This is a genomic window from Bradyrhizobium sp. BRP19 (assembly GCF_020194195.1).
Taxonomy (GTDB): domain Bacteria; phylum Pseudomonadota; class Alphaproteobacteria; order Rhizobiales; family Xanthobacteraceae; genus Bradyrhizobium; species Bradyrhizobium yuanmingense.
Genome location: NZ_JADYVZ010000003.1, coordinates 464,863 through 478,712, shown reverse-complemented (window position 1 = coordinate 478,712; position 13,850 = coordinate 464,863). Strand labels below are relative to the sequence as shown.

13 protein-coding genes and 1 other RNA gene are annotated in these 13,850 nt (G+C 65.0%); 5 read left to right on the top strand and 9 right to left on the bottom strand.

The features are described from left to right. Window positions 1-75: 75 nt before the first annotated feature. From I6F36_RS12550 to tkt, 7 genes are all read right to left on the bottom strand, one after another. Entirely contained in the window at window positions 76-1,149 is a 1,074-nt protein-coding gene (locus tag I6F36_RS12550) for a tetratricopeptide repeat protein (RefSeq protein ID WP_225171519.1), read from the bottom strand. Between the two features lie 8 nt (window positions 1,150-1,157). Next, complete coding sequence (locus tag I6F36_RS12545) at window positions 1,158-1,862, bottom strand: thiamine phosphate synthase (RefSeq protein WP_225171518.1); 705 nt, start codon at window positions 1,860-1,862, stop codon at window positions 1,158-1,160. Between the two features lie 3 nt (window positions 1,863-1,865). Next, complete coding sequence (locus tag I6F36_RS12540; RefSeq protein WP_225171517.1) at window positions 1,866-2,891, bottom strand: class I fructose-bisphosphate aldolase; 1,026 nt, start codon at window positions 2,889-2,891, stop codon at window positions 1,866-1,868. A gap of 218 nt (window positions 2,892-3,109) precedes the next feature. After that, entirely contained in the window at window positions 3,110-4,177 is a 1,068-nt protein-coding gene (fba, locus tag I6F36_RS12535) for a class II fructose-bisphosphate aldolase (RefSeq protein ID WP_035998315.1), read from the bottom strand. Between the two features lie 39 nt (window positions 4,178-4,216). Further along, entirely contained in the window at window positions 4,217-5,413 is a 1,197-nt protein-coding gene (pgk, locus tag I6F36_RS12530) for a phosphoglycerate kinase (protein WP_109142460.1), read from the bottom strand. A 182-nt stretch (window positions 5,414-5,595) separates the two neighbouring features. Next, window positions 5,596-6,603, bottom strand: coding sequence for a type I glyceraldehyde-3-phosphate dehydrogenase (gap, locus tag I6F36_RS12525; protein WP_035998321.1), 1,008 nt, complete (start codon window positions 6,601-6,603; stop codon window positions 5,596-5,598). A gap of 150 nt (window positions 6,604-6,753) precedes the next feature. Then, a complete protein-coding gene (tkt, locus tag I6F36_RS12520; RefSeq protein WP_225171516.1) occupies window positions 6,754-8,739 on the bottom strand; it encodes a transketolase in 1,986 nt (661 codons plus the stop codon). A 398-nt stretch (window positions 8,740-9,137) separates the two neighbouring features. Here tkt and I6F36_RS12515 point away from each other — a divergent pair, with 398 nt between their 5' ends. The 5 genes from I6F36_RS12515 to I6F36_RS12495 all read left to right on the top strand — a co-directional run bounded on the left by I6F36_RS12515 (window position 9,138) and on the right by I6F36_RS12495 (window position 11,821). After that, window positions 9,138-9,428 (top strand): DUF4164 domain-containing protein, encoded by a 291-nt coding sequence (locus tag I6F36_RS12515; protein WP_011084341.1) that lies wholly within the window; start codon window positions 9,138-9,140, stop codon window positions 9,426-9,428. Next, window positions 9,425-9,808: a cell division protein ZapA gene (locus I6F36_RS12510; protein WP_035998340.1), complete on the top strand. Its 384-nt coding sequence runs from the start codon at window positions 9,425-9,427 to the stop codon at window positions 9,806-9,808. Before I6F36_RS12515 ends, I6F36_RS12510 begins: the two co-directional genes overlap by 4 nt. A 283-nt stretch (window positions 9,809-10,091) precedes the next feature. Beyond that, a non-coding RNA gene (gene ssrS / locus I6F36_RS12505) (6S RNA) lies at window positions 10,092-10,252 on the top strand. Window positions 10,253-10,422: 170 nt separating this feature from the next. Continuing rightward, entirely contained in the window at window positions 10,423-11,019 is a 597-nt protein-coding gene (locus tag I6F36_RS12500) for a 5-formyltetrahydrofolate cyclo-ligase (protein WP_225171515.1), read from the top strand. Further along, on the top strand, window positions 10,997-11,821 hold the full coding sequence (locus tag I6F36_RS12495; RefSeq protein WP_225171514.1) for a TIGR00282 family metallophosphoesterase: 825 nt from the start codon (window positions 10,997-10,999) through the stop codon (window positions 11,819-11,821). The genes I6F36_RS12500 and I6F36_RS12495 overlap by 23 nt, the downstream gene beginning before the upstream one ends. A 163-nt stretch (window positions 11,822-11,984) precedes the next feature. Here I6F36_RS12495 and I6F36_RS12490 read toward each other — a convergent pair whose 3' ends face one another. Together I6F36_RS12490 and I6F36_RS12485 are read right to left on the bottom strand one after the other, a co-directional pair. Beyond that, complete coding sequence (locus tag I6F36_RS12490) at window positions 11,985-12,572, bottom strand: N-acetyltransferase (RefSeq protein WP_085971997.1); 588 nt, start codon at window positions 12,570-12,572, stop codon at window positions 11,985-11,987. A 104-nt stretch (window positions 12,573-12,676) separates the two neighbouring features. Continuing rightward, window positions 12,677-13,813, bottom strand: coding sequence for a DSD1 family PLP-dependent enzyme (locus tag I6F36_RS12485; RefSeq protein WP_225171513.1), 1,137 nt, complete (start codon window positions 13,811-13,813; stop codon window positions 12,677-12,679). Between the last annotated feature and the right edge of the window lie 37 nt (window positions 13,814-13,850).

Genomic DNA, 13,850 nt, shown 5'->3' with positions numbered 1-13,850 from the left:
TCTTGATCGGGGAGAGGGGCGCGGAAACGCGCCTGTTTGGGGGATTGGGTGCCCCGTGAGGGGCCCCGCGTCAAGTCATTTGGACCCGAGCCACTTCCTGGCGGCGGCCTCGGCCTTGGCGCGGTCATCGGCCGGCAGATCGGAGAGCTGCTTGTCGAGCTCGGGGTCGCCCTTGCCGGCCGTCTTGGCCACCAGGTGCCATTTGAAGCCCTCGATCTTGTCCACGGGCGTGCCAACGCCGTTGATCAGCACCCAGGCCAGCCGGTTCTGCGCGATCGCGCTGCCCTGGCGTGAGGCCTTGCGAAGCAGGGCGACGGCTGCAGGCTGGTTCTTCGGCGTGCCGGTGCCGTTGAACATCGCGATGGCATATTCGACCTCGGCATCGACATTGTCGGCGATCGCGGCGGCCTGCAGCAGTCGCACCGCGCGTTCGGGGTCCTTCGGCACACCGGTGCCCTCCTTGTAGAAGGTCGCGAGCGCGTATTGCGCTTCGGGCAGGCCTGCATCGGCGGCCTGGCGCAGCAGTTCCGCCGAACGTCGGACGTCCTGCGGCAGCGTCTGGCCGTCCAAATAGAGCAGGGCGAGGTTATAGGCCGCCTTGGGCTCGCCGAGCTTGGCGGCGGAGGCCATCAGCCTGACCGCCTCGCTTTTGTCGACCGGGCCGCCGCGGCCGGAGATGCGCAGCATGGCGAGCGCGAACATCGCCTCGCGATCGCCGGCATCGGCGGCGCGCTTGTACCATTCGGCCGCCTTGACGTAGTCGCGCCTTATGCCCATGGCGTTGGAATAGAGCTCGCCGAGCATGGTCATCGCCTTGGCATCGCCCGCTTGTGCGCGCACCGTGGCGAGCTCGAACGCGGTCTTGTATTGCCCGCGCTGATAGGCGCCGAACACCAGATCGACGTTGGGATCGTCGGACGGCGGCGCGGGGATCACGGTTGCAGGCTTTGGCGAGGGGGACGGCTTGGGAGATGCCGTAGGCTTCGGCGCCGGTGCTGCCTCTTTCTTCTTGGCAGGGGCGGGCGGCTTTGGCTTCTGCTTCTCTGCCGGTGCGCTCGGCGTCGTCGCCGGCGGGGTGATCTGCAGCTGCGCGGCCGCGGGCACTGTCAGCAGCAGCGTGGCGAGCATGGTGATGCACGGGAGCTTCATGTCGGGCGCTAGCCGTGCTCCTGGCCCGCAGGATCTTGGCTCGCAGGATCTTGGCCGGCCGGTGCCGTCGCATGAGCCTTCTTGATCGCGGCATCGACCTCGATCAGGGCGGCCTTGGGCCCGCGCGGATCGGCCCAGATGAAGTCGCCGACCAGCACGAAATCGGCGCCGCTGGCGGCGAAATCGTAGGCCTCGTCCAGCGCGGTGGCAAAGCCGACGCAGGGCGGCTCGAACAGCTCGGCCCACCAGTCGAGCCGCTCGGCGATCGCTTGCGACGACGGCCGCTGGCCTTTCGCATCGGGCTCGCCGAACAGCACGTAATCCGCGCCCATCTCACCCGCATCCATGGAATGGTGCCGCGTCGTCAGCCCGCCGACACCGGCGATGCGATCTGGCTTGAGCGACGGCAGTGCCTCCTTCAGCGCGGCGATCCCGGGCAGGTGCGCGCCGTCGGCGCCGCCGCGCGCGACGATATCAGGATGGCCGTCGACGAGGAGTGCCGCGCCCGCCTTCTGCACCGGCGGCGCCAATGCCTTGACGCGCGAGATCATGCCGCGCTGATCGGTCTCCTTCAGCCGCAGCAGCACGGCGGCGATGTCGGCGGACGCGATCAGCCCCGGCAGCGCGGCGACCAGCGTCGCGGGATCATCGACGACGGGCGTCGCGAGATAGAGACGCGGCGCCGGGCGCGGCGGAGGCGGTTTGTTCGACAAGGTCTAGGCTGCCTTCTGTTCCAGGCTGCTTTGCCATTCGCCCTTGGAGGCGAGGCCGTTCATGCGGGCGCGATGGCTGAAGGCGCGCTGGCCGGCCGCGACATTCTCAGGCTTGCCCGACCAGGCCTTCTGCGGCGCGGCCTGCAGCGCGCGGCCGTAGGAGAAGGTCAGGCCCCAGGGCAGCGGACCGAGCTTGTGCATGGCGTTGAGATGCGCGGTCGCCTCCTCGTCCGTCTGGCCGCCGGACAGAAAGGCGATGCCGGGCACCGCCGCCGGCACGCAGGCCTTCAGCAGCCGTATCGTCTTCTCCGCGACCTCCTCGACCGAGGCCTGCTTCGGACATTTCTTGCCTGATATCGCCATGTTCGGCTTCAGCACCATGCCTTCCAGCGCCACGCGCTGCACGCGCAATTCCTGGAAGGTCTTGTTGAGCACGCGGCTCGTCACCTCGTAGCAGCGCTCGATGTCGTGGTCGCCGTCCATCAGCACCTCCGGCTCGACGATCGGCACGATCTGCGCGGCCTGGCACAGCGCAGCATAGCGCGCCAGCGCGTGGGCGTTGACGCTGATCGCGGTCATGGAGGGAATGCCGCTGCCGATGTCGATCACCGCGCGCCATTTGGCAAAGCGCGCGCCGCGCTCGTAATATTTCTTTAGGCGCTCGGCGAGCTTGTCGAGCCCGACCGTGACTGTTTCACCCGGGCACATCGGCAAGGCCTGCGTGCCTTCGTCGACCTTGATGCCTGGAATGGCGCCAGCCTGCTCGATCAGCTTGACCAGCGGCGTGCCGTCCTTGGCATTCTGCCAGATCGTCTCGTCATAGAGGATCACGCCGGAGATGTACTGGCTCATGGCGTCCTTGGCGCGAAACAGCATTTCGCGATAGTCACGGCGGTTCTCTTCGCTCGATTCCACGCCGATGGCGTCGAAGCGCTTCTTGATGGTGCCGGAGGATTCGTCGGCAGCAAGGATGCCCTTGCCGGACGCGACCATGGCGGTCGCGATCTTGTTGAGCTCAGTCAGATTCATCGAGAGGTCCTCCCAAAACGATTCTGCCCTTGCCCGGGAAAATAGACCGTTCTCGGGCAATTGCCGAGTTATCGTTCGTCGCAGGGTAAAGGGTCTTTCTGTCATTCCGGGATGCGCCGAAAGGCGCAGGCCCGGAATCCATAACCCCAGGCTGTGGTTATGGATTCCGGGCCCACGCTTCGCGTGTCCCGGAATGACGGGAGGATGTGACGGAGGCCTTAGGCGACCCGGGGATCGAGCTCGCCCTTGGCGTAGCGCTTGGCCATCTCGGCGGTGGTCAGCACCTTCTTGATCTTGGAGGCCTGGCCTGCGGTGTTGAACTCCTGCAGGCGCTGCTTGCACAGCTTGGTCATCGCCTCCATCGCCGGCTTCAGGTACTTGCGCGGATCGAACTCTTCCGGGTTGTCCTTGAGAACTTTCCGGATCTGGCCGGTCATCGCCATGCGGTTGTCGGTGTCGATGTTGATCTTGCGCACGCCGTTCTTGATGCCGCGCTGGATCTCGGCCACCGGCACGCCCCAGGTCGGCTTCATCTTGCCGCCATAGGCGTTGATGATGTCCTGCAGGTCCTGCGGCACCGAGGAGGAGCCGTGCATGACGAGATGCGTGTTCGGCAGCTTGCGGTGGATCTCCTCGATCACGTTCATGGCGAGGATGTCGCCGTCGGGCTTGCGGGTGAATTTGTAAGCGCCGTGCGAGGTGCCCATCGCGATCGCGAGCGCGTCGACCTTGGTTTCCTGGACGAACTTCACGGCCTCGTCCGGATTGGTCAGGAGCTGGTCGTGGCTAAGCTTGCCTTCGGCGCCGTGGCCGTCTTCCTTGTCGCCCATGCCGGTCTCGAGCGAGCCGAGCACCCCGAGCTCGCCCTCGACCGAGATGCCGCCGAGATGGGCCATGTCGGTGACGGTCTTGGTGACGCCGACATTGTAGCCCCAGTCGCCGGGGGTCTTGCCGTCGGCCTTGAGCGAGCCGTCCATCATCACCGAGGTGAAGCCGGCCTGGATCGCGGTCATGCAGGTCGCCGGCTCGTTGCCGTGGTCGAGATGAACGCAGACCGGAATGTGCGGATAGATCTCGGTCACCGCGTCCATCATGTGCTTGAGCATGACGTCGTTGGCGTAGGAGCGCGCGCCGCGCGAGGCCTGGATGATGACGGGCGCGTCGACCTGGTTGGCCGCGTCCATGATGGCCAGCGCCTGCTCCATGTTGTTGATGTTGAAGGCCGGTACGCCGTAATCGTTCTCCGCCGCGTGGTCGAGCAATTGACGTAACGTGATCCGAGCCATCTGTCTTTGTCTCCCGTTGGGGCCTCAAAGGCCGCTTGATTACTTGCTACGCAGAACTTCAACGCCGGGCAGGGGTTTGCCTTCCATCCATTCAAGGAACGCGCCACCGGCCGTCGACACATAGGTGAAGTCTCCGGCCACATGGGCCTGGTTGAGCGCCGCGACGGTGTCGCCGCCGCCCGCGATCGAGATCAGCTTCTTGGCCTTGGTGCGCTCGGCGGCGTGCTTGGCGGCCGCGACCGTGCCGCGGTCGAACGGCTGCATCTCGAATGCGCCCAGGGGGCCGTTCCAGACCAGCGTCGCCGCATCGTCGATCGCGGCATGGACGCGCGCGATCGATTGCGGGCCGACGTCGAGGATCATGCCGTCGGCCGGGATCGCATCGAGTCCATAGGCATGCGACGGCGCGTTGGCGGCGAAGTGATAGGCGACGGTGGCGTCGACCGGGAGGATGATGGCGCAATTGGCGGCTTCCGCCTTCTCCATGATGCGCAGCGCGGTGGGGCTAAGATCCTTCTCGGCCAGCGACTTGCCGACCGCAACGCCCTGCGCGTGCAGGAAGGTGTTGGCCATGCCGCCGCCGATCACGAGCGCGTCGACCTTGGTGACGAGGTTTTCCAACAGGTCGATCTTGGTCGAGACCTTGGCGCCGCCGATGATGGCGATCACGGGCTTGCTCGGCGAGCCCAGCGCCTTCTCCAGCGCGTCCAGCTCGGCCTGCATGGTGCGGCCGGCATAGGCCGGCAGCTTGTGGCCGAGACCTTCGGTCGAGGCGTGGGCGCGGTGCGCGGCCGAGAACGCGTCATTGACCCAGATGTCGCCGAGCTTCGCGAGTTCCGCGACGAAGGCGGGATCGTTCTTTTCTTCCTCTTTGTGGAAGCGGGTGTTTTCCAGGCACAGGATGTCGCCATCCTTCAGGCCGGCGACCGCCTTGGCCGCGGGCTCGCCGATGCAATCCTCGGCAAACGCGACGGGCTTCTTCACCACCTTCGCCAGCGCCTCCGCGACGGGCTTGAGCGAGTCCTTGGCGTCGCGTCCCTTCGGCCGGCCGAAATGCGCGAGCAGGATGACCTTGCCGCCCTTGTCGGCGAGCTCGGTGATGGTCGGCGCCACGCGCTCGAGCCGGGTGGCGTCGGTGACGCGCCCGCTCTCCATGGGCACGTTGAGGTCGACGCGCAGCAGCACGCGCTTGCCCTTCACGTCGACGTCGTCGAGGGTGCGGAATTTAGCGGGCATCGTTCATCATCCGTGCGTCGGAGTGTCGGAATCGGGGGGAGGCGAATGGCCGTGGTCGCCGCTCCCTCCACCGTCTTTCGGAGACTTCACTGCGAGGCCCCGGCGAAATCCGTACGCGATCAACGCGATCAACAGTATGACGCCAGGGATGCCAATCCAGTGAGGAAGCACCTTGGCTTCCCTCAGATCACCTTCGCCATCGCGGCGGCGGTGTCCGCCATGCGGTTCGAAAAGCCCCACTCGTTGTCGTACCAGGACATCACGCGCACCAGCGTGCCGTTCTGCACCTTGGTCTGGTCCTCGTGGAAGGTCGAGGAGTGCGGGTCGTGGTTGAAGTCGATCGAGACGTTCGGCGCATTGGTGTAGCCGAGGATGCCCTTGAGCTGCTGCTCGCTGGCGCGCTTCATCGCCGCGTTGATCTCCTTGGCGTCGGTGGCGCGCTTGGCGACGATCTTGAGGTCGACGACCGAGACGTTCGGGGTCGGCACGCGGATCGCGACGCCGTCGAGCTTGCCCTTCAGCTCGGGCAGCACGAGGCCGATCGCCTTCGCAGCACCCGTCGAGGTCGGGATCATCGACATCGCCGCCGCGCGGCCGCGGTAGAGATCCTTGTGCATCGTGTCGAGCGTCGGCTGGTCGCCGGTATAGGCGTGGATCGTGGTCATGAAGCCGGTCTCGATGCCGACGAGATCGTTCAGCACCTTGGCAACCGGCGCAAGGCAGTTGGTGGTGCAGCTGCCGTTGGAGACGACGAGGTGATCCTTGGTCAGCGTGTCGTGGTTGACGCCGTAGACGATGGTGGCGTCGGCGCCGTCGGCGGGCGCGGAGACCAGCACGCGCTTGGCGCCGGCGGTCAGATGCGCGCTAGCCTTGTCCTTCGAGGTGAAGATGCCGGTGCATTCCATCGCAATGTCGACGCCGAGATCCTTCCAGGGCAGCTTCGAGGGATCGCGCTCGGCGGTCACCTTGATCTTGCCGTTGCCGAGGCTGATGGAGTCGCCGTCGACGGTGACGGTGCCGGGAAAGCGGCCATGGACGCTGTCGAAGCGGAGGAGATGAGCGTTGGTCTCGACCGGGCCGAGGTCGTTGATGCCGACGACCTCGATGTCCTTGCGGCCGGACTCGGCGATAGCCCGCAGGATGTTGCGGCCGATGCGGCCAAAACCGTTAATTCCGACGCGGACTGCCATGTTTCGTCTCCTTCAATGACCGTTGTCATCCCGCACAACGCGCGGATAGCGCGCCTGCGAGGGTTTTTTAGGGGCGGACGCCCGGTTCGGCCGGGCGGTGCTTGATCATATGGGAGATTAGGTAGTCCTTTTTTGCGGCAAGCTCAACTCTCAGGAAACGCGCTTCAGCACAGCGTTAACCGCGGCCTCGGCGGTAATGCCGAAATGCTTGTAAAGCTCCTTGGCAGGGCCGCTTTCGCCGAACGAATGCATGCCGATGAATTCGCCATCCTGGCCAATCACGGCGTCCCAGCCCCAGCGCACGGCGGCCTCGATCGCGATCTTCACCGGCGCGTTGCCGATGATGGCGGCGCGCTTGGCCTCTGGTTGCGCTAACAACAGCTCCAGCGAGGGAACGGAGACAACGCGCGAAGCGACGCCGCGTTCCGCCAATTGTTTCTGGGTCGCGACCGCGATCTCGACCTCCGAGCCCGAGGCGAACAGCGTCGCCTTGGCTTCGCCCTGGGCGGCGACCAACTCGTAGGCACCAGCCGCGCAGGGATTGTCGTTCGGTGCGGTGGTCCGCAGCTGCGGCAGGTTCTGCCGCGTCAGTGCCAGCACGGTCGGGCCATCGACGCGGTTGAGCGCGAGCTCCCAGCACTCAGCGACCTCGATGGCATCGCAGGGACGGAACACGCGCATGTTGGGAATGGCTCTGAGCGCTGCGAGATGCTCGACCGGCTGATGGGTCGGGCCGTCTTCGCCGAGGCCAATCGAGTCATGAGTCATGACGTAGACGACGCCGGCGCCCATCAGCGCGGCAAGGCGCATCGCCGGACGCGCATAATCGGTGAAGACGAGGAAGGTCGCGCCGTTCGGCGCGAAACCGCCGTGCAGGAAAATGCCGTTCATCGCGGCCGCCATGCCGTGCTCGCGGATGCCGTAATGTATGAAGCGGCCCTTCGGCGTCTTGGCCGAGAAGGCGGTCGCCGACTTCGCCTTGTTGTTGTTGGAGCCGGTGAGGTCGGCCGAGCCTGCCAGGAATTCCATCGGCATGGCGCCGGCGATCACTTCGATCACCGCTTCCGACGACTTGCGGGTGGCCGCGGTCATCGGCTTTTCCAGCAGCTCCTTCTTGTAGGCGCGCACGGCCTTGGCGAGCGAAGCCGGACGCTCATGACGCAGGCGGCGCTCGAACTCGGCGCGCTTGCGGCTGCCGAGCTCACCGAGCCGCGCTTCCCATTCCTGGCGTGCCGCGGCGCCGCGGCTGCCGGCGGCGCGCCATGCCTTCAGCACGTCGTCGGCGACCGCGAACGGCTCTAGCGAAATGCCGAGATTTTCCTTGGCAGCCTTGAGCTCGTCGGCGCCGAGTGCTTCGCCGTGCACCTTCGAGGTGCCTTGCTTGTGCGGCGCGCCGAAGCCGATCGTGGTGCGGCAGGCGATCAGCGTCGGCTTGCTGGATTTCTTCGCGCGCGTGATCGCATCGGCGATCGCGGCCTGGTCGTGGCCATCGATCTTCTCGGCGGCCCAGCCCGCCGACTTGAAGCGCTTCACCTGGTCGACGGAATCGGAGATCGAGGTCGGGCCGTCGATCGAGATGCCGTTGTCGTCGTAGAGCACGATCAGCTTGTTGAGCTTCCAGTGGCCGGCCATCGCGATCGCTTCCTGCGACACGCCTTCCATCAGGTCGCCGTCGGAGGCGAGCACATAGGTGTGGTGGTCGACGATCTTCTTGCCGAATTCGGCGGCGAGCATCTTTTCGGCCAGCGCCATGCCGACCGCAGTCGAGATGCCCTGGCCGAGCGGGCCGGTGGTGGTCTCGATGCCCTTGGTGCGGAAGTTCTCGGGGTGGCCGGGGGTCAGCGAGTCGACCTGGCGGAACTGCTTGATCTGGTCCAGCGTCATCTCGGCATTGCCGGTCAAATACAGCAGCGAATAGAGCAGCATCGAGCCGTGGCCGGCCGAGAGCACGAAGCGGTCGCGGTCCGGCCAGGCGGGCGCAGTGGCATCGAATTTCAGGAACTGCGTGAACAGCACGGTGGCGATGTCGGCGGCGCCCATCGGCAGGCCGGGATGGCCCGATTTCGCCTTCTCGACAGCGTCCATCGAAAGGCCGCGGATCGCGTTGGCCATACGGGTGTGATCGACCTGCGTCATGTCTGAAATCCGTCTGAAATGAAGCGCTTGGCGATGGTTGCCCGCGCGGGGAGAAGCCTGGCGGCCACTGAAGGTTGGCGCTGGGATAGCACCTCGGTTCCGGGAGTCCAAGGCAATCGAACGCCGGTTTGGCCGCAAAAGTTGCCTGTGTGGACATCGGTTTTCCGCCGGGATCGCGCCGGGCGGAAGCGACGCAGCGACACGTCGTCCCGATTGAACAGTGCATAGTTTTGCGGCGGCGTTGCGCTTGGCTAGCTTGCTTTGTAAATTTCTGCTTCTAACCGCTTGCCGAACCGAGTCTTTTGCCGGACGGCAAGCTCCAGGGAAAGGCCACTGGGCAAAGGCCGCCAGGTTCCGCCGCTGACTGCATGAACGATCGCGTATCCAACAGTTCCGCCATGACGGAGTCGTCCGCCGTCGAGATCGAGATTGCGACCCGCAGACTCATGGCGGCGCTCGATGCGCTCGAAAGTGCGGTGGAGCGGCGTCGCGATGCCGATCGCGACGAGAACGAGCTTGCGGCGCGCATCCAGGCGCTCGGCGCGGATCGCTCGCGTCTTGCCGACGAGCTCGACGGCGCGCTGGTGAAGGCACGCAAGCTCGAGCGCACCAATCGCGAGATTTCTGACCGGCTGGATTCCGCGATCGTGACGATACGCTCGGTGCTCGATACCGGAGAGGACGGATGAGCCACATCAACGTCACCATCAACGGCCGGCAATATCGCATGGCCTGCGAGGAGGGCCAGGAGGTGCGGCTGCTCAAGCTCGCCGAGACGCTGGAGACGCGCATCCAGTCGCTGCGCGGAAAATTCGGCGAGATCGGCGATGCGCGCCTCACCGTCATGGCTGCGCTCACCGTGTGCGATGAGCTGATCGACACCACCAACCGCGTCCGCACCCTTGAGCAGGAATTGACCGAGCTCAGGGATTTCCGCAATGCCGCCGTCGAGCGCGCCAGGATGACGCAGACCGCGGTGGTCAACGCGCTGAACGCCGCCGCCGAGCGCATCGAGAAATCGACCCAGGTCCTGAACCGGACGGTGGGGAACGGCATCGCGATCGGCTGAAGCTCGATAGGAGCCGTGCCCTTACCCTCCCCTGGAGGGCCTTGGAGGGGGAGGGTCGATCGCGCGTAGCGCGAGCGGGGTGGGGTGATCTCTCCACACGGACAGTGCCCGTGGGGAGAGATCACCCCACCCCGTCTCACATTTCGCTGCGCTCCATGTGAGCCGACCCACGGGCGAGCTTCGCTCGTCCCGGACCCCTCCAGGGGAGGGTAAGAAAGCGCGCAGCGGAAGCCGCACTCTCGTCGCACTGGCGATTCGTCAGTACAGTTGTTACATTGCATGCGCGAGGCTGCGACGTGCGTCAGGAGCCATATATCCCCGGGGCCTTATCGATCCTTTAGGGAACTGTCCCTGGCCGGGCCCGTGGGCTCGGACATATGGTGCCCACCTACTTTCGTAGGGAACTCCGGGATCGAGTGCTTCAACGGCGTTCGCGGCTTCGCACTTTCGTTTGCTTCGTTTGTGCTTGTTGAAACGACTGCGGCCAATTCAACAGGTGTCATTCCCCGCGAAGGCGGGGAATCCAGTACGCCGCGGCCCTTGTGTGAATCACCACCGCCTCTGGAATACTGGATCACCCGCATTCGCGGGTGATGACGTGGGGACCAAAGCACATGTCCAACTCCAAAGCCGAGCTCCGTGCCAAAGCCCTCGCCAAGCGCGATGCGCTGAGCGAGAAGAAACGCATCGCGGCCGCCGCAAAGCTCGCCAAGCGCGGGCTACCGTTCAAGCTGCTGCCCGGCAGCATCGTCTCCGGCTATTCGCCGATCCGCAGCGAAATCGATCCGATGCCGCTGCTCGCAAAGCTCGCGGAAGAGGGCGCCAGGCTGGCGCTGCCTTGCGTTACCGCGCGCGGCCAGTCGCTGATCTTCCGCATCTTCCATCCGAACGACCGCCTGATGCTCGGCCCGCTCGGCATTCCCGAACCTTCACCTGCTGCGGCCGAAGTCATTCCCGACATCATGCTGACGCCGCTCGCCGCCTTCGACCGCCTCGGCCATCGCATCGGCTATGGCGCCGGGCATTACGATTTCACCTTTGCGCATTTGCGCAAAGCCAAGCACATCGTCGGCATCGGCCTTGCGTTTGCAGTGCAGGAGATCGAGGCGGTTCCGGCACTATCCCACGACGTGGCGCTGGATTATGTGCTAACGGAATCGGACGTGTTCGATTTCCGGAGTTCTGAAGTTGCGCATTCTCTTCGTGGGTGACGTCGTCGGCCGTAGCGGGCGCGAGGCCGTCTCAGAATATCTCCCCGGCATGGTCAAGGATTGGTCGCTCGATCTCGTCGTCGTCAACGGCGAGAATTCGGCCGGCGGCTTCGGCATCACGGAAGCGATCTACCAGGAGTTTCTCGAGGCCGGCGCCGATGCGGTGACGCTCGGCAATCATTCCTGGGACCAGCGCGAGGCCCTCGTCTTCATCGAGCGCGCCGACCGCCTGGTGCGTCCCGCCAACTATCCGCGCGGCACGCCCGGCCGCGGCGCCGCCTTGGTGGAAGCCAAGAACGGCAAGCACGCCCTCGTCGTCAACGCGCTCGGCCGCGTCTTCATGACCCCGTTCGATGATCCCTTCGCCGCGCTCGAGCGCGAGCTAGGCGCCTGTCCGCTCGGTGTCGCCGCCGACGCCATCGTCGTCGACTTCCATTGCGAGGCCTCAAGCGAGAAGCAGGGCATCGGCTTCTTCTGCGACGGCCGCGCCAGCCTCGTCGTCGGCACGCACACGCATGTGCCGACCGCCGACCACCAGATCCTGTCAGGCGGCACCGCCTACATGACCGACGCCGGCATGACCGGCGATTACGATTCCATCATCGGCATGCAGAAGGAAGAGCCGCTGCGGAGGTTCACATCAGGAATTCCGTCCGGCCGCTTCGAGCCGGCCGCAGGCGCCGCGACGCTCAGCGGCGTCGCCGTGGAAACGGACGATGCGACAGGGCTCGCGCTCAAGATCGCGCCGGTGCGCGTGGGTGGAAGGCTGGAGCCGACGACGCCGAAATTCTGGTTGAGCTGAAGCGCGAGCGAAATCACCCGGTGTCGTCCCCGGACGATTATATCAACTTTGCCCTCAGCAGCGGACATCGACGCGCAACAAGGGAACTCCGCTTTGGGCTACAAGCGGAAGTCAACAGTCATTGGCGGCTGCGAGCCCTTCTCTTCGACAGATTGGATTCCGTTCAAGAAGCTGTCCGCAACATTGGTGTCATCGTCGGCGAAGAACCATGTTGTATCTCGCCGATGATCTTGAAGCCGTGGCGTTCATAAAGGGAGATGTTTCGCGGATTCGAACTTTCGAGGTAGGCGGCGATGCCCTCCTCGTCGCATCGTCGAAGAGCGTGCTTCATCAACAATGTGCCGAGACCTTGGCCGATCCAGTTCGGATCGGAGGCAATGAGAGGCAGATACCAATGGGGTTCGTGGGGATGATGTTCGGCCATTCCCTGGAGCATGTGTCCAATATCATCGGCGATCTCCGGACGCAGGGATTGCGCCATGAGTGCGTCCATGGCCGTTTCATCGGGCTCGACGCCGGGCGGCAGCCACAGGGCGGCCGCGCGAGCCCCTTCTGTGATGTAAGCTGTGCCATGCTCGAATGCCCGTCCGCCAAATGCCTTGACGAATTGAGGCATAATCCTGAGATATTCGGATGAATCGGGCCAAACCCAGCGCGCCATCGGATCGGCTGCAAAGCCAAGTACAATGGTGCTGATAGTGCTTGCCTGAATGTTGGCGCCCGCAGATTTGATTTCCGAGTCTGCGCTCATGATATCGTCTCCAAGTCGTCGATGGCGTCGGCCACATTCATTCTAAGATGCAGCACAGGATAGTGGCCGGGCGCTACGGCGTCGCGCGCAATCACGCGTCAATCTCAGGTGACCGCGCCCCGCGCCGCGACTGGCCAAAGTGCCTCCACGCGGGCATCCGGCGTGTTGAAGCCGCGCACGCCGACATACCAGTCGTAGAGATTGACGGTCGGGTCGCAATGGCCGGGGATCAGCGTCACCTTGTCGCCGATCGCCAGTCGCGACGAAGCGCTGTCGAAATTGAGCAAGCCATGCTCGTCAGAGGGCCGATGATAGCGCAGATCGGGCCGGCCGAGCACGACCGGAAATCCGCTGTCGTTCGACAGAGCCTTGTGGCCGGCATCGATGACCGCGTGTTCGCCGGCGCCTGTGCTCATCACCGTCGCGATCACGAACAGCGCATGCTCGAACGGATTGGCGTTGCGCGCCCCGTCGGCGAGGTTCTTGGCGTAGTCGGCGTCCATGAAGATATAGGAGCCCGCCTGCAATTCGTTCCAGATGCCGCTCGCGCCTTCGAGCTCGAATGTGCCGGTTCCCGCACCTCCAATCGTCCGGCACTGAAAGCCCGCGTCCTTGAGGACGCGCAGTGTCTCCGCGGTCGCGTTCGCGGCACCGGCGATGGCAGCGCGCCGCTCCTCCGGCGTGCGCAAATGCTGGGCAGAGCCGTGATAGGCCTGCAAGCCGCCGAACGATAGGAAGCGTGAAGCCGCCACCTGCCGCGCCAGGGTGGCCGCCGCCGGCCCCGGCCTGACGCCGCAGCGACCGGCGCCGACGTCGATTTCGACCAGGACTTCGATTTGCGATCCTGCCCGCTCCGCGGCGTGCGACAGTTGCTCGACCATGATCGCATCGTCCACGCAAACGCTGATGCGTGCGTGGCGCGCGAGGCCTGCGAGCCGTTCCAGCTTCCGCAGGCCCACCACCTCATTGCTGACGAGCACGTCACTCACCCCGCCCGCAACCAGGATCTCGGCCTCGGCGACCTTCTGGCAGCAGATGCCGATTGCGCCGCGCGCTATCTGCTTGGCCGCAATGATCGGTGATTTGTGGGTCTTCGCATGCGGACGCAAGCGAACGCCGAGCTTGCTCACCGCCGCCGCCATCGTGTCGAGATTGCGCTCGAAGGCGTCGAGGTCGATGATCAGCGCCGGTGTATCGATCTCGGAAAACGACGCGCCGATTTGGGCGGGTGGACAGGACATCGAAAAGCCCGCTTGCTGTGTTCGGGTTCGCGCGGAT